General features: G+C 61.2%; 17 protein-coding genes. 10 read left to right on the top strand and 7 right to left on the bottom strand.

The window, feature by feature from the left end:
* Positions 1 to 3: 3 nt before the first annotated feature.
* The 4 genes from kdpB to C1722_RS14275 all read left to right on the top strand — a co-directional run bounded on the left by kdpB (position 4) and on the right by C1722_RS14275 (position 6,428).
* Positions 4 to 2,112, top strand: coding sequence for a potassium-transporting ATPase subunit KdpB (gene kdpB, locus C1722_RS14290; protein WP_102380025.1), 2,109 nt, complete (start codon positions 4 to 6; stop codon positions 2,110 to 2,112).
* A gap of 96 nt (positions 2,113 to 2,208) precedes the next feature.
* Positions 2,209 to 2,838, top strand: coding sequence for a potassium-transporting ATPase subunit C (locus tag C1722_RS14285; protein WP_102380417.1), 630 nt, complete (start codon positions 2,209 to 2,211; stop codon positions 2,836 to 2,838).
* Between the two features lie 72 nt (positions 2,839 to 2,910).
* Entirely contained in the window at positions 2,911 to 5,703 is a 2,793-nt protein-coding gene (locus tag C1722_RS14280; RefSeq protein WP_102380024.1) for a sensor histidine kinase, read from the top strand.
* A 17-nt stretch (positions 5,704 to 5,720) separates the two neighbouring features.
* Entirely contained in the window at positions 5,721 to 6,428 is a 708-nt protein-coding gene (locus C1722_RS14275; RefSeq protein ID WP_102380023.1) for a response regulator, read from the top strand.
* Between the two features lie 20 nt (positions 6,429 to 6,448).
* Here C1722_RS14275 and C1722_RS14270 read toward each other — a convergent pair whose 3' ends face one another.
* The 3 genes from C1722_RS14270 to C1722_RS14260 form a co-directional block, all read right to left on the bottom strand.
* Complete coding sequence (locus tag C1722_RS14270; protein WP_219724322.1) at positions 6,449 to 7,864, bottom strand: MFS transporter; 1,416 nt, start codon at positions 7,862 to 7,864, stop codon at positions 6,449 to 6,451.
* 127 nt (positions 7,865 to 7,991) lie between these two features.
* Positions 7,992 to 8,459 (bottom strand): zinc ribbon domain-containing protein, encoded by a 468-nt coding sequence (locus C1722_RS14265; RefSeq protein ID WP_102380022.1) that lies wholly within the window; start codon positions 8,457 to 8,459, stop codon positions 7,992 to 7,994.
* A 251-nt stretch (positions 8,460 to 8,710) separates the two neighbouring features.
* Positions 8,711 to 9,475: a class I SAM-dependent methyltransferase gene (locus C1722_RS14260; RefSeq protein ID WP_102380021.1), complete on the bottom strand. Its 765-nt coding sequence runs from the start codon at positions 9,473 to 9,475 to the stop codon at positions 8,711 to 8,713.
* A 935-nt stretch (positions 9,476 to 10,410) separates the two neighbouring features.
* Between C1722_RS14260 and C1722_RS14255 the strand changes: the two genes are divergently transcribed.
* Positions 10,411 to 12,501, top strand: coding sequence for a glutamine synthetase III family protein (locus tag C1722_RS14255; protein ID WP_102380020.1), 2,091 nt, complete (start codon positions 10,411 to 10,413; stop codon positions 12,499 to 12,501).
* Positions 12,502 to 12,661: 160 nt separating this feature from the next.
* On the opposite strand, the gene C1722_RS14250 is transcribed toward C1722_RS14255, so the two are convergent.
* Together C1722_RS14250 and C1722_RS14245 are read right to left on the bottom strand one after the other, a co-directional pair.
* Positions 12,662 to 13,048: a DMT family transporter gene (locus tag C1722_RS14250; protein ID WP_244386945.1), complete on the bottom strand. Its 387-nt coding sequence runs from the start codon at positions 13,046 to 13,048 to the stop codon at positions 12,662 to 12,664.
* On the bottom strand, positions 13,045 to 13,362 hold the full coding sequence (locus tag C1722_RS14245; RefSeq protein ID WP_102380019.1) for a DMT family transporter: 318 nt from the start codon (positions 13,360 to 13,362) through the stop codon (positions 13,045 to 13,047). Before C1722_RS14245 ends, C1722_RS14250 begins: the two co-directional genes overlap by 4 nt.
* 192 nt (positions 13,363 to 13,554) lie before the next feature.
* On the opposite strand from C1722_RS14245, the gene C1722_RS14240 reads away from it, so the two are divergent.
* Positions 13,555 to 14,412 (top strand): MerR family transcriptional regulator, encoded by an 858-nt coding sequence (locus tag C1722_RS14240; RefSeq protein ID WP_180995277.1) that lies wholly within the window; start codon positions 13,555 to 13,557, stop codon positions 14,410 to 14,412.
* 31 nt (positions 14,413 to 14,443) lie between these two features.
* On the opposite strand, the gene C1722_RS14235 is transcribed toward C1722_RS14240, so the two are convergent.
* A complete protein-coding gene (locus C1722_RS14235) occupies positions 14,444 to 15,769 on the bottom strand; it encodes a sensor histidine kinase (protein WP_102380017.1) in 1,326 nt (441 codons plus the stop codon).
* 5 nt (positions 15,770 to 15,774) lie between these two features.
* Entirely contained in the window at positions 15,775 to 16,494 is a 720-nt protein-coding gene (locus tag C1722_RS14230; protein WP_102380016.1) for a response regulator transcription factor, read from the bottom strand.
* A 255-nt stretch (positions 16,495 to 16,749) separates the two neighbouring features.
* Here C1722_RS14230 and C1722_RS14225 point away from each other — a divergent pair, with 255 nt between their 5' ends.
* The 4 genes from C1722_RS14225 to C1722_RS14210 all read left to right on the top strand — a co-directional run bounded on the left by C1722_RS14225 (position 16,750) and on the right by C1722_RS14210 (position 21,346).
* Entirely contained in the window at positions 16,750 to 17,667 is a 918-nt protein-coding gene (locus tag C1722_RS14225; protein WP_102380015.1) for a polyphosphate polymerase domain-containing protein, read from the top strand.
* Positions 17,660 to 18,355 (top strand): DUF4956 domain-containing protein, encoded by a 696-nt coding sequence (locus tag C1722_RS14220; RefSeq protein ID WP_102380014.1) that lies wholly within the window; start codon positions 17,660 to 17,662, stop codon positions 18,353 to 18,355. Before C1722_RS14225 ends, C1722_RS14220 begins: the two co-directional genes overlap by 8 nt.
* Positions 18,345 to 20,432: a carbohydrate-binding domain-containing protein gene (locus C1722_RS14215; protein WP_425319386.1), complete on the top strand. Its 2,088-nt coding sequence runs from the start codon at positions 18,345 to 18,347 to the stop codon at positions 20,430 to 20,432. The genes C1722_RS14220 and C1722_RS14215 overlap by 11 nt, the downstream gene beginning before the upstream one ends.
* A 503-nt stretch (positions 20,433 to 20,935) precedes the next feature.
* On the top strand, positions 20,936 to 21,346 hold the full coding sequence (locus C1722_RS14210) for a MarR family winged helix-turn-helix transcriptional regulator (RefSeq protein ID WP_102380013.1): 411 nt from the start codon (positions 20,936 to 20,938) through the stop codon (positions 21,344 to 21,346).
* The last annotated feature ends 20 nt before the right edge of the window (positions 21,347 to 21,366 follow it).

Genomic DNA, 21,366 nt, shown 5'->3' with positions numbered 1-21,366 from the left:
ACCATGGCAATTGCCACACTGAAACAATACGACACGAAATCGCAGGCGAGCCGTGCCGTACGCGATGCGTTCGCGAAGCTGAATCCCAAGGACCAGGTGAAGAATCCGGTCATGTTCATGGTGTTCGTTTCCGCCATACTCACGACGATCCTGTTCGTGCTTTCGCTGGCGGGCATCGCCGATCAGCAGCCGGGCTTCATCCTGGCCATCGCCGTGATCCTCTGGCTCACCGTCCTGTTCGCGAACTTCGCGGAGGCGATAGCCGAGGGGCGCGGCAAGGCCCAAGCCGACTCCTTGCGCGCCGCGAAGCGCGATGTGCAGGCCCACAAGATCACCCAGGGCCTCCTCGCCGCAGGCCAGCATGAGGGCGATCCCGCTTCCCTGTACTTCGCGCGTTCCGAAGAGGTCAACTCGGCCACGCTCAAGAAGAAGGATTACGTTTTCGTAGCGGCGGGCGAGCAGATTCCCGCCGATGGCGAGGTCGTCCAGGGCGCCGCTTCGGTCGACGAGAGCGCGATCACGGGCGAATCGGCGCCGGTCATCCGCGAATCGGGCGGCGATCGCTCGTCGGTAACCGGTGGCACGACCGTGCTGTCCGACTGGCTCGTCGTATGCGTGACCCAGGAAAGCGGCAAAAGCTTCCTCGACCAGATGATCTCCATGGTCGAATCGGCAACACGTAAGAAGACCCCCAACGAGATCGCGCTGCAGATTCTGCTCGTAGCCCTCACGATCATATTCTTGCTCGTAGCCGCATCGCTGTTCACGTTCAGCGGGTTCTCGTCGGGCCTGTCCGATATGGCCAACCCGACCACGATCACCTCGCTCGTGGCCCTGTTCGTCTGCCTTGCGCCGACCACCATCGGAGCCTTGCTTTCGGCCATCGGCATCGCCGGCATGAGCCGTCTCAACAAGGCGAACGTGCTGGCCATGAGCGGGCGTGCGGTCGAGGCGGCGGGCGACGTCGACGTGCTGCTGCTCGACAAGACCGGCACGATCACGCTCGGCAACCGCCAGGCGAGCGAGTTCGTCCCCGTCGACGGGGCAACCGAGGAAGAGCTCGCCGATGCGGCGCAGCTCGCGAGCCTCACCGACGAGACGCCCGAAGGCCGCAGCATCGTCGTGCTCGCCAAGGAGCGCTTCAACATCCGCGAACGCGAGCTCGAGGGGTCGGGTATGGTGTCGATCCCGTTCTCGGCGGCCACGCGCATGAGCGGCGTCGATTTCGACGGTCATGAGATTCGCAAGGGCGCAGCCGATGCGATTAAGAGCTACGTTGAGAAATTCGGAGGTTCGTACAGCGATGAATGCAGGCAAAGGGTCGAAGACATCTCTCGCGCAGGCGGTACTCCGCTGCTTGTTGCTCGGGATCATCGTATTGTGGGCGTCATCTATCTGAAAGACATCGTCAAACAGGGCATCAAGGAGAACTTCGCCAGTCTGCGCAAGATGGGCATCAAGACCATCATGATCACGGGCGACAATCCGATGACCGCGGCTGCGATTGCCGCCGAGGCCGGCGTGGACGACTTCCTGGCCGAGGCGACGCCCGAGGCGAAGCTCGACATGATCCGCCGCTATCAGGCGGAGGGTCACATGGTGGCCATGACGGGCGACGGCACCAACGATGCGCCGGCGCTCGCGCAGGCCGACGTGGCCGTGGCGATGAACAGCGGCACGCAGGCCGCGAAGGAGGCGGGCAACATGGTCGATCTCGACTCGTCGCCCACGAAGCTCATCGACATCGTCATGATCGGTAAGCAGCTGCTCATGACACGCGGATCGCTGACGACGTTCTCGATCGCCAACGACATCGCCAAGTACTTCGCGATCGTCCCCGCGCTGTTCGTTCCGCTGTACCCCGAGCTCGATGCGCTCAACATCATGCGCCTTACGAGCCCCGAAACGGCGATCCTCGCAGCGATCATCTACAACGCGCTGATCATCGTCGCGCTCATCCCGCTCGCGCTCAAAGGCGTGAAATACCGCGAAGCGTCCTCGCAGAGCCTGCTTACGCGCAACCTTCTCGTCTACGGCCTTGGAGGCATCGTGTTGCCCTTCGTGGCGATCAAGGCGATCGATCTGCTGCTTACCTTGTGCGGCATGGCTTAAGGGAAATCGAGAAACGCGGCGTGCGGTCGGATGGACGGGCGCCGCACGGATACGACGGATATGCGATTGCGATCGAATGCGAAAGGAAGCGCGATCATGAAAGACTACAGCATAGGAAAAACGATCGGAAGGACTGTCGGGTTCTTCGTGATCATGAGTGTGATTTGCGGCGTTTTGTATACGGGCGTGTGCTTGGGGATAGGGCAGCTTATCTTCCCCTATCAGGCGAACGGCAGCATCATCGAGGTTGACGCCGATGGCGACGGCGTGAACGACAGCCGTTACTGCATGCTGCTCGGCCAGCAGTTCGAGGACGACGATCATCTGTGGGGCCGTCCGACGAACTACAACCTGTCTACGTTCACCGACGACGAGGGCAACCCGATCGCCTGGGCGGGTGCTTCTAACCTGACGCCCGCGGGCGAAGAGTTCGAGCAACTCGTAGCCGAGCGCGTCGAGAAAATCCGCGAGGCGCATCCCGAGAAGGGCGATGAGCCCATCCCGAGCGACCTCGTGACGGTTTCGGGCAGCGGACTTGATCCCGACATTTCGCCGGCGGCGGCCGAGTATCAGGTGGAGCGCCTTGCGAAGAACACGGGCAAGAGCGCTTCCGAGATCCGCGAGATCATCGAAGCGTGCATCGAGCAGCCGACGCTCGGCGTGCTCGGCGACGCTCGCGTGAACGTACTGAAGGTGAACCTCATGCTCGATGGGGTGCTATCATAGGCAAAGCGCGGATGGGCGCGCCGTTTCGTGCGGCGCGCCGCCGTGCTCTGAGGTGAAGCGAGGACATGGTTTATGGTTGACGACAGTGCCTTTGAGATACGGCGCGATCCCGATGCGATTCTGCGCCAGATCAAAGAGGCCGAGCGCAGCGACGAGCCGGGGCGCGGCAAACTCAAGATATTCTTCGGCTACGCGGCAGGCGTCGGGAAGACCTACGCGATGCTCGAAGACGCCCATGGATACAAAGAGAAGGGGTTCGATGTGGTTGCCGGCTATATCGAGCCCCATACGCGTGCCGACACCACGGCGTTGCTCGACGGGCTCGAGCAGCTTGAACGCCGCACGATCGAGCATCGCGGCATCGCCCTGCGGGAGTTCGACCTCGATGCGGCGCTCAAGCGCAAGCCGCAGATCCTGCTTGTGGACGAGCTCGCGCACACGAACGCTCCCGGTAGCCGGCATCGGAAGCGCTATCAGGACATCGAGGAGCTCCTGCGAGCGGGCATCAACGTGTTCACCACCGTGAACGTCCAGCATCTCGAGGGATTGAACGACAAGATCTCGGCCATCACGCAGGTTCGCGTTGCCGAGCGCATTCCCGATTCGGTGTTCGATCGAGCCGATTCGGTCGAGCTTATCGATATCGAGCCCGATGACTTGATCGAGCGGCTCAACGCGGGAAAGGTGTACGTCCCCGATCGCAGTTGGGTGGCACTTTCGAACTTTTTCACGAAGAAAAACCTTGCAGCGCTGCGCGAGATTGCGCTCAGGCGCATGGCCGACCGCATGACGCGCTCACCCGATGCGGACGGAACCGCCTGCCGCGTCGAAGCGGGGGAGGATGTGCTTGTCTACGTAACGCCCGACGCGGGCAACGTGAAGGTGATTCGCGCTGCGGCAAATATGGCCGAGGCGTTTCACGGGGCGCTCACGGCCCTCGTCATCGAGTCGTCGGAAAGCAAGAAGCTCGATGTCGAAGATCGGCAGCGGCTGCGCTCGAATATCGATCTTGCAGAGGAGCTCGGGGCGCATGTCGTGACGATGCACGGCGACGATGTTGCGGTGCTCATCTCCCAATACTCCATGACCGCAGGTATCACGCAGCTGGTGCTCGGCAGCAATTCAAGCGGCAAGGGTCTGTTCAGCTCGAAGGAAAACCTTGTAAACCGGCTGACGCACCTGTCGTACGGCGCGGTTATCAACGTGGTTCCGGTGAAGGATCTACCCGCTCAGTTCAGCCGGTTCCGGCCGGCGACCGGGTTCAAGCTTACGTCGGGCGATGTGCTCAAGGCGCTTTTGGCGGTTGCGCTCGCTACGGCCATCGGGTTGGCGGTGCACGAGCTCGGGTTGGCCTCGTCGGTCATCCTCATGGGCTACATGTTCGTGATCCTGCTGATTGCGACGCGCGCAGACGGATTCTTCTACTCGCTTATCGCAGCGCTCGGCAGCGTGCTCGCGTACAACTTCTTCTTCACGGTGCCGCGCTTCACGTTCGATGCGTACGGGATCAACTATCCGTTCATCTTCGTGTTCCTCATGGTCTCGACGCTGGTCGCCTCATCGCTGACGGTACGGATGAAGCGGCAATCGGAAGCCACTGCGCGACGCGCCTACCGCACGGAAGTGCTGCTCGAAAGCACCCGCGAGCTTCAGGCGTCGACGTCGATCGAAGCGTGCTTCGCCACGGCCGCCAAGCAGATCATGAAGATACTCGATCGTCCGGTGGTCATGTACAAGGCGGGGTCCGAAAGCCGCCTCTCGAAACCCGTGGTGTACGACGTACCCGGCAGCGGGGGAGGCGATGCGCAATCGGCGGAGCTCGTTTCGCCTTACGAAGTTGCCGTGGCCTCATGGGTTGCCGCGAACAACGAGCGGGCAGGCGCTACGACGAGCACGCTGGCCGAGGCGCGGTGTCTGTATCTGCCCATCCGGTCGAAGGGTGCGGTGTTCGGAGTGGCCGGTCTTGTGATGGAGGAAGATAGCGAGGACTTCGGATCATTCGAAAAGAACCTGCTCATCGCTTTACTCGACGAGTGCGGACAGGCATGCGAGCAGATCGATTCGGCGCGCGAGCGCCACGAAATGCGTACGAAGGCCGAAAAGGAAGAGCTCAGGTCGAACCTTCTGCGGATGATCTCGCACGATCTGCGCACGCCGCTTACGAGCATCTCGGGCGATGCCGATATGCTGCTTTCCGAGGGCGCGCGCTTGAGCGAGGCGCAGAAACAGCGCATGTACGAAGACATCTACGAAGATTCGAGCTGGCTCATCAGCTTGGTAGAGAACCTGCTTTCGGTAACGCGCATCGACGATGGGAGCATAGAGCTCAACATGCAGCCCGAAATCGTCGGGGATATCGTGCGCGAAGCGGTGTCGCATACCAATCGCAAGGGCGCCGCCCACGACATCCGCGTCGATGTTCCCGACGAGCTGCTCATGGTGAAAGCGGACGCGCGCTTGATCATGCAGGTCATCATCAATCTGGTGAACAATGCCATCTCGTATACGCCGCCGGGTTCGCGTATCGAGGTATCGGCCCATCGCGAGAAAACCGAAACGGGGCATGCGGTGCGCATTGCGGTGGCCGACAACGGCTCAGGCGTGCCCGATGCCGATAAAGAGCGCATATTCGGCATGTTCTTCACCGGTTCGATGGCGGGTTCGCTCAAGGAGGGCGGCGATGCTCATCGGAGCATGGGGCTTGGTCTGGCGCTCTGCCGCTCGATCGTGCGCGTGCATGGCGACGATCTGACGATTTCCGATGCCGAGCCTCACGGCAGCGTGTTTTCGTTTATGCTACCCGAAGCAACCATGGACGGGTTGGGCCATGGCGGCGGCTTATCGGATTCAGAACACGAAGATTAGGCAGGAAGGATAGGTAGATGGGCGAAAGCGCGCGAACGATTCTCATCGTCGAAGACGATGCGGCTATCCGCAATCTGGTAGCGACCACGCTCGAGGTGCACGGGTATCGCCATCGAGAGGCCTCCTGCGGCAAGCGGGCGCTGCTCGAGCTCACTTCGTCGACGGGGATCGACTTGGTGATCCTCGATCTGGGACTGCCCGACATGGACGGCGTCGACATCATCCGCTCGGTTCGCGGCTGGTCCCGTATGCCGATCATCGTGCTGTCGGCGCGCATCGAGGACGCCGACAAGGTCGAGGCGCTCGACGCGGGTGCCGACGACTACCTCGTGAAGCCGTTTTCGGTCGAAGAGCTGCTCGCGCGCTTGCGCGTTGCCCTGCGCCGACTCGACGCCGGCGCTTCGACCGAGGAGGAAGCGGTGTACGAGAACGGCGATCTGCGCATCGACTACCGTGCGGGAAGCGCAACGTGCCGTGGTGAGGAGATCCACCTCACGCCGATCGAGTACAAGCTTCTGTGCCTGCTTGCCCGTAATACCGGCAAGGTGCTCACGCATACCTACATTCTTCGGGAGGTGTGGGGTACGGCCTTTACCTCCGATATCCCCTCGTTGCGCGTGTTCATGGCAACGTTGCGCAAGAAGATCGAGCCCGATCCCTCGCATCCGATCTACATCCAGACGCACGTCGGCATCGGGTACCGCATGATGCGGGTGGGAGATTAAGCTGCCGAATCGCCCATCGCCTAACGGTGCGGCTCCCTCGCTTCGCGCGGAAACGCGAGCCGTGCGACCACGAGCGACAGCACGATGCAGACGATCACGCACCAGATGGTCGTGGTGAAGCCGAACGTGTCGTTGACGGCGCCCCAGACGATCGTGGCGATGCCGACGCCTACATCGGTGGCGAGCAGGTACAGCGCGTTGGCGGCGCCCCATCTCTCGGCAGGTGTGTTCTTGACCGCGACCGATTGGCAGATCGGCATGCTCACGCCGAGGCAGATGCCGTAGAAGAAGCCCGCTGCGTAGTAGAACGCCCCGTTCGCCTCGGATGCAAGCAATAGCAGGTATGCGATCACGCCGCATGCTACGGCTGCGGCGAATACCTTGAGAGGTGCGATGCGGTCCATATATGTGTCCGATTTCAGGCGTACGGCGATCATGCTGACAGCCGATACGGTGAAGAACAGCCCCGCATTTCCGATGCCGAGCGACGTTCCGTACAAGCCGATGAAGAAGATGCCGAATCCGAACGCCGGGCTGAGCACGACCATCGGCAGTGCGCCCGGAAGTGCGCGCGCCTCGAATGTGCGACGGATGCCCGTTGGTTCGGGATCCTCCTCGGCCATGGTTGCCGCACCGCCCACGGTTTGCCCGTTTGCTGCAGCAGGTTCGCCCCCAGACGGCGCGTTTCCCGTTGCGTTCGCGATACGGTCGGAGTTCGCGGTGCTCGCCTGTGCTTGTGCACCCGCGGCCCCGGCATCGGGGGAAGCCGCGCTGTTTTTTCGATCGGCGTCCTTCGCCTCCGCGCGCATGCGGTACACGGAAGTTTCAGGGAGGGTTTGGGGATTGCGCTCGTAGCGGCAGAAAAGGGACAGGACGAGCACGGCAAGCGAGATGCCCGTGAGGCCGAAGTACAGGTTGTCGGGGGCATCCGTTGCCACGAGGAGCAGGGCGAGAGCGGGCCCGATCGACATGGCAAGTGCTTGGCCGAGTCCGTAGTAGCCGATGCCCTCGCCGAGTCGGGAATAGGGCAGCACGTCGGCTGCCGCCGTTGCGGCGGCCGTGGTGACCGCGGAAAATCCGATGCCTTGCAGGAAGCGGTACACGACGAACGCGAGGGGGTCGTTGAACACGACGGGTCCTGCTGTTCCCGCAACGAGGAACAGCGCTCCGATCGTCAAAGCGAACGCGCGTCCCCTCGAATCGATCACCGGGCCGCAGATGAATCGGGTGATAGCTGCGGCGACCGAGAAGACGGCGGCGAGCATTCCCGAATAGGTGGCAGTGCCTCCCATGCGATCGATGTAAACCGACGTTCCGGCATTGAGGCCCTGTCCGGTGACGAAGCAGCCGAGCGCCAGTCCGACGATCAGGATGAAGACAGGCGTCCAGAGCTTCGGCTGCGGTTTCCGGCTCGATTGTTCGGTTGGGGTATCCATGCTTCCATCATACCCGTTACGCAGCGTATTTGATCATCCCGAAGGAATGAAATGTCTGCAAGTCGGTAGACGAAGCGATTTTAGAGGTTTTGAAGCGATGTGGGAGTCCGCGGTCGCCGCATTGCGGTCAGTCCTTTTTCCACCGCTTCAGCGTGGCGAGATGCATGCCCAGAATGGCCCTTGCCTCGTCCTCCGAGTAATGCGAACCGTTTTCGGCGTTGAACTCGTCCAAGTACCGCAAATTCTCCTCGATCATCTCTTCCATGGTGCGGTTGTTGGTGAAGCCGCCGTTCTGGTAGCAATGCGAGCAGAACTCGCCGCTGACGCCGCCGTCGGGTTCCGTTCCCAGGTCTTCGGCCTCCCGAAGCGACATCGCGCAGCTTTGGCAGATCGCGGTCTCCTCGCCGCCGAGCAGTTCGTTGATCGAGACGTTGAACTCCTTCGAGATGAGCTTGAGCGATTCGGGGTTGGGCGTTGTCTTCCCGTTCTCCCAGCGCGAAACCGCCTGGCGCGTAACCAGCAGCCGGTCGGCCATCTCGTCCTGGGTGAGACCGTTTTTGCTGCGCAGATCCGCGAGCACCGTTTTCATTTCCATAATCGCGCCTCCTCGGCTCGGTTTCCCTGTTGTCTGTGGATGATGAGCCCAGTATAGAGTTGTTCGGGCACGCAGGCTAGCAACTGCGTGTTGCTCTTGCAGGTTCGCCGCACCCGTGTGCGCGCAAAGGTGCGGGCTCCGAGAGCTAACGGCACGATATCGGACTAGCCCCGGGTTTCCCCACGCACGCGCAAAGGTGCGGTGCCGTGCGGTGCCGCACCCGGAAGTTCGAGAGGGCGGCGTTGATGCCGCTACTTGACCGCCGTATGGACGGCGGCGATGCCGCCGGTGAAGTTCTTCCAGCTCACATTGTGGAACCCGGCGTCCTCGAGCATGGCGGCGTACGATTTCTGGTCGGGGAACGCTTTGATCGACCTGCTGAGATAGACGAACCCCTCTTTGTCGCCCGTGATAATCCCCCCCCAGAACGGGATCATGTGCTTGAGGTAGAAATTGTACAGTGCACGCCATATCGGGTTGGGCGGCGTGGAGAACTCGAGGCATACGAGGGTGCCGCCTGGTTTGAGCACGCGGATGATTTCGCTCAAGGCCCGCCCGCGGTCGGGCATGTTGCGGATGCCGTATGCCATCGTGACGATGTCGTAGCTATTGTCGGGGTAGGGGATGTTCTGCGCGTCGACCACGTCGAAATCGATGGGAACCCCGCACCCGGCGCCCTCGTCGTAGTGGGTTTTGGCGACTTCGAGCATTTCCGGTACGAGATCGGTGATCTGGATATGCGCCGGATGAGCAGAGCAGGCAATGGTGAACGAGACGTCTCCCGTACCCCCGGCGATATCGAGTATGCTGCTCTTCTCGGTGATCGGGGCGAGTTCGATCATGCCCTTGAGCCAGCTTTTGTAGGCGCCGAAACTCGAGATGGCGTTGAACCGCTCGTATTTTTTTGCGATCGCCGAGAAAATCTCGTAGACGCGTTGCGAGGATATTTCCGCGGGCGCTTCCTTGCCGGTGGCGGTGTCGATGGTGCATGATGCAGATGCTTCTTCGCTAGACATGGGATCCTTCCGGCATGTGCCGTCTCGATTGCATTTACTGCAAATGATAACCGAAGAACCAAATTTTTAAAGCACGGCGGGCTGCCGATGTCCTCAGCGGTTACGACGCTTTTGCCCCGACTCCCGGGCTCCGCCGTCGCGAATCGGGGTTCAGCCGCCTAGCAAGAACCAACGTGCGCCGGGTTCGGGCTTCGAGACGCTCGGCTGTTATCGAGCGCCCATGGGAGCGAATAGGTTCTCGCTTGCCGGCTGGCGAGGGCCGCCGCGCACGTTGTCGGAGAAGGGCGCCGTGCATGTTGTCGGCGAAGACTGCCGTGCAGGTCGTCGGCGTGCGAAGACTGCCGTGCAGGTTTTTCATCGTTGTGTTGCGTTTGGGGGCACCTCAAGGATTGCCCTTCCGTCTGTCTTCACAGTAATGCCTGATCAGAGGTTTACAGTGAACCTCAATTTGAAACGGATCCGCTCAGCGGGGTGGATAGCGACCCGTACGACGGCCCAAAGTGCAACACAACGATGAAAAACCCGTATCGCACAGCGCATCCGCCGTTAAATCAATGTCGACATGCGCCCGTTCGGGACTCCGGAGCGTCAGGTCGCGTTCGGGACTCCGGAGCGTCAGGTCGCCATCAGGCGCTACGCGAGGGCGCATCAATCCTGGTTTAGCAGCGGGGCAGCTCGTTGTCAGCAAGCGGCGGGTGCCGATTTTGCCGGATCGGGGGCTTTCCCGGAAGCGATCGAGATTGCTTCCGGGAAATCAAGAGTTCTCGGCTCTGAAAACTATCCGAAACATTGCGCCGATAGTTTGATAACAGCAAGTTAATCGTGTGTATTGATGCGGCCTCGTGATATTGTATCGGTCAGTACCTGATGAGACCGTTGCTTGTCATCGCACACGGCGTCTGCGAAAAGGCAACAGGTGAGGAGTGTTAACGAACATGGCGAAGGTTACCGATATTTACGGCAGCATGGTCTTCAACGATGTGACGATGCAGGAGCGTCTTCCCTCGACGACGTACAAGACCCTGGCAAAGACCATTGAAGAAGGTAAGCCCCTCGACGAAGAATGCGCCAACGACGTCGCGCACGCAATGAAGGAATGGGCCATCGAACACGGTGCGACGCACTACACGCACTGGTTTCAGCCCCTATCCGGTATCACCTCCGAAAAGCACGACAGCTTCCTCGATCCTACGGGCGACGGCCGCGCCATCATGAAGTTCTCCGGCAAGGAGCTCATCCAGGGCGAACCCGATGCATCGAGTTTCCCCTCGGGCGGCCTGCGAGCCACCTTCGAGGCTCGCGGCTATACCGCCTGGGATCCTACGAGCTACGCGTTCATCAAGGACGAGGTGCTCTGCATCCCCACGGCGTTCTGCAGCTACACCGGCGAGGCGCTTGACAAGAAGACGCCGCTTCTGCGCTCGATGAGCGCAATCGAGGAGCAGGCGAAACGGGTGCTCGCGCTGTTCGGCGAGCCCGAGCGCCACGTGGTCACCACGGTCGGCTCCGAGCAGGAGTACTTTCTCATCTCCGAGAAAGACTACGAGCAGCGTCAGGATCTCGCCCTCACCGGCCGCACGCTCTTCGGCGCACCGCCCTGCAAGGGCCAGGAGCTCGAGGAGCACTACTTCGGCGCCATTCGCCCGTCAGTCAACGAGTTCATGAAGGAACTCGACGACGAGCTGTGGGCGCTCGGCGTTCCGGCCAAAACCAAGCACAACGAGGTGGCACCTGCGCAGCACGAGCTCGCGCCCGTATTCACCAACGCGAACCGCGCCATCGACGAGAACCTGCTCACGATGGAGAAGATGCGCCTTCTGGCCTCGCACTACGGCCTTGTGTGCCTGCAGCACGAGAAGCCGTTCGAGGGCATCAACGGCTCGGGCAAGCACAACAACTGGTCCATTTCGGCGGGCAAGACAAACCTGCTCGACCCGGGCGATACACCCATGGACAACCTGCGTTTCCTCGTGTTCCTCACCGGCGTCATCCAGGCGGTCGACGACTACCAGGAGCTTTTGCGCATGTCGGTCGCATCGGCCGGTAACGATCATCGCCTCGGCGCGAATGAGGCCCCGCCCGCCATCATCTCGATCTTTTTGGGCGACGAGCTCGGCGAGATCGTCGATGCGCTCGTCGACGGCCACGAGTACACGAACGCCGACAAGGTCGCCATGGATCTGGGCGTGGCGGTGCTGCCGAACTTCCTCAAGGACAATACCGACCGCAACCGCACGAGCCCGTTCGCGTTCACCGGCAACAAGTTCGAATTCCGCATGCCGGGTTCTGCTGTGAACCTTTCCGACGCGAACATGATCCTCAACACCGCCATGGCGAAGAGCTTGAAGGAATTCGCCGACGAGATGGAAGGCAAACAAGGTGCGGAGTTCGAGGCGGCTGCGATCGCCTACATCAAGAGGACGCTGACCGATCACCAGCGCATCATCTTCAACGGCAACGGCTATTCCGACGAGTGGCCGATCGAGGCAGAGAGGCGCGGGCTTGCAAACCACCGCACGACTGCCGACGCGCTGCCGTGCTACATCGACCAGAAGAGCATCGACCTGTTCGAGGAGTTCGGCGTGCTCAACGAGGCGGAGGTCCGCAGCCGCTACGAGGTCAAGCTCGAGAAGTACAACAAGCTTCTGAACATCGAGATCCGCGTCATGAAGCGCATGGCGCGTCGCACGTATCTGCCCGCCATCAACGAGTACCTCGGCGAGCTAGCCAGTACGGTGAACGCCGTCAAGGCAGCGGTGCCGGGTGCCGACACCACCCAGCAGGAGGAAGTGCTGAACAAGCTTCTGACCGGCGTTTCGAAGGCGAACGAGGCGCTCAAGGCGCTCGATGCGCTGCATAAGGAAATTGCGGCGCTCGATGACGAGCAGGAGAAGGCGAACCGTTACGCGCACGAGGGCATCCCCGCCATGGAGGCCCTGCGCACGGAGATCGACCTGCTTGAGAAGATCACCGATCGCGATCACTGGCCGGTGCCCACGTACAACGATATTCTGTTCTACGTGTAGGAGCTGCGGCGATCGGGCATTGCTCTGACCGAGTGCGTGCTATGGTCGGCGCACGGGCGCATGCACCCGTTTAGGGGCAACGGCGGCTGCGGAGTTTTCCGCAGCCGTTTTTTCATGGGCGTCCGGCTTCGGGCTGCTGCGGCTATGCGAAGGGCTCTGCCTAGATTCGAACCTCGGCGGCAGATGCGCCTGCCGCTTTGCCAGCCCGCTTTTCCTCGATGTCCTGCGTACCCCTGTTGAGAAGGTAGATTCCGCCAACGACCAGCGCGATGCCCGCGCAGGTGGTCCAGCCGAACGGATCGCCCCAGGCGGCAATGCCGATGGCTGCGGTGGCTACGGTGCCCACGCCGCCCCAGATGCCGTATGCCAAGCCGAGCGGCAGCTTCTTGAGCACAATCGTGAAGATGCTGAACGCGACAACGTATGCGGCGATGGTGGCTGCGGTGAACAGCGGATCGGAAAACCCGTGCGAAAGCTTCATGGCGGTCGTACCGCATACCTCGGCTGTGATGGAGATGGATAGCAGGATAAACGGGTTCATGGTCATACTCCGATCTTCAGGAACACCACGCCGACGATGATGGCCGCAATGCCGATCGCCTTCTTCGCGTTGAAGCCCTCATTCCAGACGATGGCTCCGATGATGGCTGTGAGCGCTACGCCGGCGCCTGTCCAGACGGCATAGACGAACCCGAGGGGAAGCTCGTTCAGCGTTTGCGCCATCAGGTAGAATGCGATCAGGTAGCCGATGGCGATACCGATGATGGGCACCTTTTTCTCGAAGCCGTTCGACAGCTTCATCATCGCTTCCGCAAACACCTCAGAAACGATGGCAGCTGCGAGCAGCAGGTATGCGCTCATAAGGGTCCTTTCTGTGCAGTTGCTCGGGGCGAAACGGGCCCGGCGGTTGTCGCATGCCCGCTTGTTCGCTTGTTTGTCCGCTGTGAAAGGGTAAACTATCCCATTATGGGAGAGTCAACGGTTTTCTACGTAAGATCGTCTGTTCATCAAACCGTCAAACGCAGTTACCTACCTGGATGCGAGGAGCCGGATATGCGCAACGAGCTGCTATCGATCGGCGAGGTTTCGAAGATGAAGAACGTCGGCGTGAAATCGCTGCGGTACTATGAGCGATTGGGCATCTTGCCTCCCGCTTTCGTGGATCCCCAGAGCGGGTACCGCTACTACTCGATGAACCAGATGGTCGATATCGATGTGATAACCACGTGCATCAGCCTCGGCATCCCGCTCAAAGAGCTTACCGATTACCTGCATCCGCACAGCGTGCTCGATATCGAACCGCTGCTCGAACGAGGACGGGGCATCGCGGTGCAGCGCCTTCGCGCGGCGCAGGCCGCCCTCATGCAGATCGACGAAGGCCTTGAGCAGATCAAGGTGCAAAACGAGCTAAAACGCGAAGCGGGTCCCTATTGCCGCGAACTCGACGAAAAGCTTGCGCTCATGCTCCCGTGGGAAGGCGAGGCGTTCGATGCGAAGCGCTATGTTGCGGCGATCACCTCGCTGTACGGCCAGCTCGACGGACTTGGTTTGGTGCCGCTTTTCGTCCAGGGCATGGCCCGGTTTCCCGATGGCGCCCATGCGGGATGGAACGTCGTCGTCGAAGTGTGCGAGGGGGAGGCGCTTTGCGGGGCGGGTGGGTATGCGGGAAGCGCAAAACCGCGTAAGGGCGAGCGGCTTGCCGATTGCAGCGTGTTCGAAAACGGTGCGGTGCTCGGCGTTATCCCCGGGGGAATGTTCACGGAAAGCCGCATCGTCGAAGACGGGTTCACGGGGTGCTTCGAAACCGCATGCGCTCAGGTTGGCGAAGCGCGCGTGACTTTGGCGCTGGAGGTCTGGGACGCTGAAACGCATGTCGAATCGTATGTGGTCGAACTGCTCGAGCGAGACTGAATCGCGCGTTTGCCTGGGCGGAAGAGCAGCCTTACCGGCCATCGGGTGAGACGAGCGCTTTCGCATCCCAGGTTACGGTGAACGTCGTGCCTTTCTCCTCGGTGCTGCGGGCCGCTATGGCGCCGCCGTGCTCTTCGGCGACGCCGCGTGCGATCGCAAGGCCGAGCCCGTAGCCGCCATCGCTGCGCATCCGCGCTTTGTCTGCGCGGTAGAAGCGGTCGAAGATGCGGGGGATGTCCTCGGGCGGAATGACGGCGCCCGAATTCGATACGGATAGTTCGACGTGGCGTTCGGTGCGGGCGAGCGCCACGTCGACGCGCCCGTGCTCGCCCGCGTACTTGTAGGCGTTGTCCAGAAGCGTGCTCACCAGACGTTCGAGCCGCAAGGCATTGCCGTCGATCCAGATGCTCTCTTCGACCGTCGATGAAACCTCGATCTCGTGCTCGAACGCGAGCGACTCGAATTGGAGCAGATTGCGCTCGACGATGTCGCTCAGATCGACGGGGGAGAACGCGCACTCGCGCTTCGGGGCGTCGGAGCTCGCAAGAAACAGCATGTCGCCCACGAGCTTCTGCATGCTCTCGGTTTCGGTTTCGATGGCCTCCACCCATTGGCTTTGGCTCGCGACGGTTTTCTCGGGATGCTTGAGCAGGATGGAGGTGTTTGCAAGCATCACGGTGAGCGGGGTTTTCAGCTCATGGGACGCATCGGCAACGAACTGCTGCTGCTTTCGCCATGATTCCTCGACGGGGCGCAGCGCCCACCTCGAAAAGAGCAGGCTGATCGCAAAGAACACGAGCAGCGCGCCGATGCCCACGGCTGCAAGCGTTAAAGCGAGCGTTTGCCATTCCGAAGCGGAGCTCATGTCGGCGAATGCCACGAACGTGCCGTTGTCGTTGGTGCGCTTCATGTAGTAGAGGCCGAGCGAATCGAGCTGGCCCGATCCGTCCTGTGCGGCGGCAACCTGCTCGGATGCCTGCGCAAGCACCTCGTCGGTCATCGAGGCCGTCGTCGCGTCGGAAACCGCCGCGAGCGTTTTATCGGAAGCGATCTCGTAGACTGCTACGGGGATGAACCGCCTGCCTTCCCCTTTGCCGCCGATCTCGAAGTGCTTTCCGCCTTCCGGATCGTCGGTGGGGACGTTCGCCTGCTCGCCGCCGTCAGGGGAATTCGTTGTGGGGGGCAGTTCTTTTTTCGGCATGGTGTCGTGGTCGATCGCCGAATCGAGCGCTGCGTACACATCGCCTACCGCCTGCTGGTAGTTGATGACGCAGATGGTCGAGAACACGGCGAGCAGGACGACGGCCACCATCGCCATGATGATCGCCACGAACTTGATGCGGAGCTTTCTCATCATGGCGTCTACGAGACGGCCCTCGCTTCGCTATCGGCGCTTGAGCCGTTGGCGCCGACCTCGGCGGTCAAGCGGTATCCGGCCTTTCGCAGCGTTTCGATTGAGGCGGACGAGCCGAGGAATTTAAGCTTCTTGCGTAAAAACGATATGTAAGCCTCGACGTTGTTGTCTTCGGCGCTCGATTCGATGCCCCACACTTTGGAGATGAGGGTTTCCTTCGATATGACCTGGTTCGGATTGAGCATGAGGATCTTGCAGATCGAAAACTCCTTCAATCCCAGGTGGATCGTCTTCTTTTTGCAGGCGAGGTCGAAGCTTTCGAGATTGAGGGCGATGTCGGCGAATTCGACGGTTTCGAAAACCACTTCGCCTTGGCGGCGGGTGAGCGCGCGGAGGTGGGCGAGCAGCTCGGCAGGCGAGAACGGCTTGGTCATGTAATCGTCGGCTCCGCTGTCGAGCCCGGTGATCTTCTCGGGGATGGCATCGCGGGCGGTGAGCATGAGGACGGGGGTGGTCACCTTGCGGCGCCTGAGCTCTGCCACGACGTCGAATCCGTTCATTTTCGGCAGCATCACGTCGAGGATGACGATGTCGTAGATGCTGCTTTCTCCCCATTCGAGGCCCGTTGCCCCGTCGTGCACGAGATCGACCCCGTAGCCGTTCTCCTCGAGGATGTGGCCGAGGGCGGCCGCAAGGCGCATATCGTCTTCGACGACGAGTATCTGCATGATGCGGCGCTCCTTTCCTTTTGAGCCGCCCCCGCTTCGTTTCGCAAGCGGGCGACGGGCTGCCGATGCGTTGCATCCATTGTACCCGCTTGGCTGAAATTGCCCTGAAACTGCATCGGTTCCGTGAACGCCGGCGGGCTGCGTAAGCGTTTCAGGGCGATTTAAGGAACGACCCGTAGCATACCGCATCATCGAAGTCCTGCATGCGGTTAACAACCCGCACAGGGGTTTCGGGCACGGGAAAGGAACAACGCCATGAGTACCTATGCAGACGTATTTGCGCGAAAGGAAATGAAGTACCGCTTGAGTCCCGAGCAGTACCGTTTCCTGCGCGCTGCAGTCGAAGAACGCCTCGAACCTTCCGAATTCGGTTTTTCGCAGGTGAGCAGCCTCTATTTCGACACGCCCGACTTTAGGCTCATCGAGCGCTCGCTCGACAAGCCGCTGTACAAAGAGAAGCTCCGCCTGCGCATATACGGCGCGGCGACCGATGATGCCCAGGCTTTCATCGAGATAAAGAAGAAGTTCGAAGGCATCGTGTTCAAACGGCGCGTCTCGATGACGCTCGCGGCGGCGCAGGCATATCTTGCGGGCGAGCCCTATGAAGGCGCTTGCGCCAAAGCCCCCCTCGCCGATCCGCTTGCCGCCGAACAGTCTCTTTCTCTCCGCAGCATCCAGATCGCCGCCGAAATCGACTTTTTCAGGGAGCGGTACGGACGCTTGGCCCCCTCGATGCTCGTCGTATGCGACCGCAGCGCGTTTGCCGACCCCTTGGGCGGCGAGCTGCGCATCACGTTCGATGCTGATATTGCGGCCGATTCCCAGGCGAAAGCCATTCACCGCACCGATCGCCTCGAGCCGCTTACGGATCCCGGCGAGGTGATCATGGAGATCAAGAACGCAGGGCCCTTGCCGCAGTGGCTCGTCGATGACCTAAGCGCGGCGCGCGCGTATCCCCAACCGTTTTCCAAATACGGCACGGCTTATCTCTCGCTGCTACGGGAACAGCCGCTGCATACGCAGGCGGACGCGGTCGTCCCGGCGGCGTCTTTCGCCGGTACGCGCCGCGGGCGCAACGAAAACGACACGGCGGTTCGTGCGCGGCATGCGGGTGAAGAAGCGCTTCGCGGGCGCCATGTTCGGGTAAACGAAAGGAAGAGAACCTATGCTTGATTCAATGTTCACGTCGGTGTTCGGAACGAGCGAATCGTTGGTTGCCAGCGTTTCGTCTGCCGATTATTTGCTTTGCTGCCTTGTGTCGTTGGCGCTCGGCTGCGCCATCGCGCTCATCTACATGTTCAAGCACAACTACTCGAAGAACTTCGTGGTTACGTTGGCGCTTCTGCCCCTCATCGTGCAGATGGTCATCACGCTTGTCAACGGCAACCTCGGTGCGGGAATCGCGGTTATGGGCGTGTTCAACCTCGTGCGGTTCCGTTCGATTCCCGGCAGCGCCAAAGATATCGGCAGCGTGTTTCTCGCCATGGCCATCGGGCTCGCCACGGGTATGGGTTTTCTCTGGCTTGCGGCCGTGTTCACCGTTATCGTCGGCATCGCCAACGTGGTCTACGTTGTCTCGCCTTTCGGCAAGAAGAAGGAGCCGGGAAAATCGCTCAAGATCACGATCCCCGAAGATCTCGATTACACGGGTCTGTTCGACGATGTGTTCGAGCGCTACACGTCCGCGCACGAGCTCGTTGAAGTGCAGACCACCAACATGGGCAGCCTCTTTCAGCTTGAATACGAGATTCAGTTGAAAGGGCCCGAGTTCGAGAAGGGCATGATCGACGAGATGCGCTACCGCAACGGGAACCTCAAGATTACCTGCGGCCGGATGGCCGCTGCAAGGGATGTGCTGTAACTATGAGCCACGCTATCGAAGAAGCACGAGAAGCGAAAACCGCCTGCGATCATCGCGGTTTGCCTATGCGAAAAACCATCGGATGCTTCGTCCTTTCGGTCGGGCTTGCGGCGGCGCTCTGCCTGCCTGCCTGTTCGACGCCTGCCGAATCGACTGGCGAATCGGCAACCGCCTCGATCGACGTCGCCTCAACCGACTCCTCGACGGCAAGCGGGGAAATCGTATCGTCCTCAAACGTTGCGGGCATGGACTTCGAATACACCGACCGCGATCAGGATGCGAGCTACGACGAAGCATCGGCGACGCGCATCGCGCTGTCGCAGGCGGGATCGGCCGTCGAAGGGTCGGGGGCGGCCTCGGACGGGTCGGCGGGAACCGGAACGGCGCGGGGCGNACGGTAACCGTAACGGACGAGGGCACCTATATCGTTTCGGGCGAGCTTGCCGACGGGCAGCTCGTGGTAGAAGTCGCCGATACCGCCAAGGTTCAAATCGTGCTTGACGGCGCGACCATTCACAACGAGGACGGCCCGGCAATCTACATCAAGCAAGCTGACAAGTGCTTCATCACGTTGGCAGACGGATCGCAGAACACGCTCAGCGACGGGGCGCAGTACGCGCTCGACGAGGGTTCCGACGAACCGTATGCGACGCTGTTCAGCAAGGATGATCTTACGATCAACGGAACGGGCACGCTTGACGTGACGAGCTCGTATCGGCATGCGATCTGCTCGAAGGACGATCTTGTCATCACGGGCGGCACCTACAACGTGGACGCGGCCGAGGACGGCCTGCGCGGCCGCGATTGCGTGAAGATCCTCGACGGGGCGTTCACTGTGAACGCGCAAGCCGATTGCATCAAGTCGAACAAGGATACCGACGATGTGCGCGGCTTTGTGGGCATCGACGGCGGGACGTTCGATCTTACGGCAGGCGATGACGGCATCCAAGCGGTCACCTACCTGCGCGTTACCGGCGGAACGATCGTCATCGACGCTGCGGACGATGCGATGCATAGCGATCTCGATGCGCTCATTGCGGGGGGCGATATAACGATCAACGCGGGCGACGATGCGGTGCATGCGGAAACGTCGCTCACGATCGACGGCGGCACCATCGATATCTTGAGCTGCTACGAAGGCTATGAAGCCGAGAAGCTCGTCATCAACGACGGTACGACCCACATCGTGGCAAGCGATGACGCCATCAACGCCGCAGCGGCTGAAACGCCTGCCGACAAAGCCCTAGCCGAAGAGGGCGGAACCGCAACGACCGAAGATGCCGCGGCGGCCGATACGGCCGATGCGGGCGCAGCGGGGTCGATGGAGCCGCCGACCGGCGNGAGCGCGCCCGACGGCGGGGATTTTTCAGGCAGCGAGGCTCCGGCAGGCGATAGGGTCCCCGGCTCATCAGATCAGTCGAGCGAGGGGGATAGCGAACGCATGCAGAACGGCGGCGCACCCGACAACGCTTTTGCCGAGGGAGGTGCGACCATGGGCGATGAGAATTGCCTCATCCAGATCAACGGCGGCTACACCGTGCTCGAGGCCGACGGCGACGGCGTGGATTCGAACGGCAACGTCGAGATCGCGGGAGGCGTGCTGCTCGTGACGGGGCCGACAAGCAGCGGCGACGGAGCATTCGACTACGACCTCTCGGCCACTATCACGGGCGGCACCGTGCTTATGGTCGGTTCGACCGGTATGGCGCAGAGCTTTACGGGCGGCGAGCAGCCCTTTTCGTTCAATACCGTAAGCGGCAACGCCGGTGAGACGGTTGCCGTAACCGACGAGTCGGGGGCCGTACTCGTGTCCTACACCCCGGCCAAGCAGTTCGGCATGGTGCTTGCCAGCTCGCCTGCGTTCGAGGAGGGCGGCAGTTACCGGTTGGTCGTCGGCGGCGCGCTCACCGATGCGAACGGCGACGGATACGCCGATTCGGGTACGGTTTCCGGCGGCTCATCGACGTCGATAACCGCTTCGGCTACGGCAACGGGCGGTATGGGGGGTCTCGGCATGGGCGGGGGAGGGATGGCTGCTGGAACTCCCGGCGATGTGCGGCGCGGTATGCGCGGCTGAGATCGAGCCGGTGGTCGTCGGCCTCGGGAACCCTTCCCCGATCGATAGGTGCGCCCGCATCCGCGCGGGCGCATGCGCGTTTGAGTGCGATCCGCTTCGCAGCGCTGTCCAAGAAAATATGTAAAGTATTTCCTAAATCTGAGAAATATAGTATCCTGCATAAATAATAGGGAATCTAGTACATGAATGCGAAAAGGCAGCATATGAGGCAAACGATAGCGAACAAACGTATGACTCGGGGGGGGGTAGATTTTCATCGCCTCCTCAGCCTCCGGGCGACAATGGGCTTTTCTGCGGCGCGAGGCGGGTTGGGCGACGAACGGGCATCCGTTTGTCTGCGATGGAGACCCGCACGCCATCATCGTTAACGCACGCGTTTCGATCGTGCAGGCGACTCGATAAAGCATCGGCATCGATAACGGGGACGGCTTCGCTTGCCGTTTCACTGGCGAGCAGACGCGTGCGTTGCACTCTTGCATCGAACCGGGCGAGTGGGGGGCGCCATGCATGAAGCTATGAAGGCCTGCCTCGACATCAAGAAGGAAACCGATACGCTCCTTCGATCCGAATACGGGCAGCTGACGGCGCGGCAGTACCTCATTCTTGCTGCGATTTCCGAACACGGGGAGTCCGCCAGTCTGACCGAGGTTGCTCGGGACAATCGGCTTTCTACCCAAGCGGCCCGAACGTTCGTCAACAGGCTCGAGGAGCGGGGCTATCTTACCGTCGTGGGGTCTCAGACGGGCGATAAGCGAAAGATCGTCATTCGCCTTACCGAAGCGGGCGAGGGGATCGTAAGCGCGTGTCCCGAAAGCCATCTCGATATCGATCACAAGCTGGTTCGGGAGCAGCTCAACGCGGTTATGGCCAATGCCGATCGCTTTTTCGAAGCATGGGCGTGCTCCTCTCGGTGATGCATGCGCCGCTGCGCTAC

Source organism: Raoultibacter timonensis, from assembly GCF_900240215.1.
In the GTDB taxonomy this organism is placed as follows: domain Bacteria; phylum Actinomycetota; class Coriobacteriia; order Coriobacteriales; family Eggerthellaceae; genus Raoultibacter; species Raoultibacter timonensis.
This window is presented reverse-complemented; position numbering and strand designations above follow the sequence as displayed.

Bases quoted from the DNA above. Each gene is read 5' to 3' on its own strand.
- kdpB (WP_102380025.1), top strand. From the start codon at position 4: ATGGCAATTGCCACACTGAAACAATACGACACGAAATCGCAGGCGAGC.
- C1722_RS14255 (WP_102380020.1), top strand. From the start codon at position 10,411: ATGGCGAAGGTTACCGATATTTACGGCAGCATGGTCTTCAACGATGTG.
- C1722_RS14260 (WP_102380021.1), bottom strand. From the start codon at position 9,475: ATGTCTAGCGAAGAAGCATCTGCATCATGCACCATCGACACCGCCACC.
- C1722_RS14220 (WP_102380014.1), top strand. From the start codon at position 17,660: ATGCTTGATTCAATGTTCACGTCGGTGTTCGGAACGAGCGAATCGTTG.
- C1722_RS14210 (WP_102380013.1), top strand. From the start codon at position 20,936: ATGCATGAAGCTATGAAGGCCTGCCTCGACATCAAGAAGGAAACCGAT.
- C1722_RS14225 (WP_102380015.1), top strand. From the start codon at position 16,750: ATGAGTACCTATGCAGACGTATTTGCGCGAAAGGAAATGAAGTACCGC.
- C1722_RS14245 (WP_102380019.1), bottom strand. From the start codon at position 13,362: ATGAGCGCATACCTGCTGCTCGCAGCTGCCATCGTTTCTGAGGTGTTT.
- C1722_RS14275 (WP_102380023.1), top strand. From the start codon at position 5,721: ATGGGCGAAAGCGCGCGAACGATTCTCATCGTCGAAGACGATGCGGCT.
- C1722_RS14270 (WP_219724322.1), bottom strand. From the start codon at position 7,864: ATGGATACCCCAACCGAACAATCGAGCCGGAAACCGCAGCCGAAGCTC.
- C1722_RS14280 (WP_102380024.1), top strand. From the start codon at position 2,911: ATGGTTGACGACAGTGCCTTTGAGATACGGCGCGATCCCGATGCGATT.
- C1722_RS14240 (WP_180995277.1), top strand. From the start codon at position 13,555: ATGCGCAACGAGCTGCTATCGATCGGCGAGGTTTCGAAGATGAAGAAC.
- C1722_RS14250 (WP_244386945.1), bottom strand. From the start codon at position 13,048: ATGACCATGAACCCGTTTATCCTGCTATCCATCTCCATCACAGCCGAG.
- C1722_RS14235 (WP_102380017.1), bottom strand. From the start codon at position 15,769: ATGATGAGAAAGCTCCGCATCAAGTTCGTGGCGATCATCATGGCGATG.
- C1722_RS14230 (WP_102380016.1), bottom strand. From the start codon at position 16,494: ATGCAGATACTCGTCGTCGAAGACGATATGCGCCTTGCGGCCGCCCTC.
- C1722_RS14285 (WP_102380417.1), top strand. From the start codon at position 2,209: ATGAAAGACTACAGCATAGGAAAAACGATCGGAAGGACTGTCGGGTTC.
- C1722_RS14265 (WP_102380022.1), bottom strand. From the start codon at position 8,459: ATGGAAATGAAAACGGTGCTCGCGGATCTGCGCAGCAAAAACGGTCTC.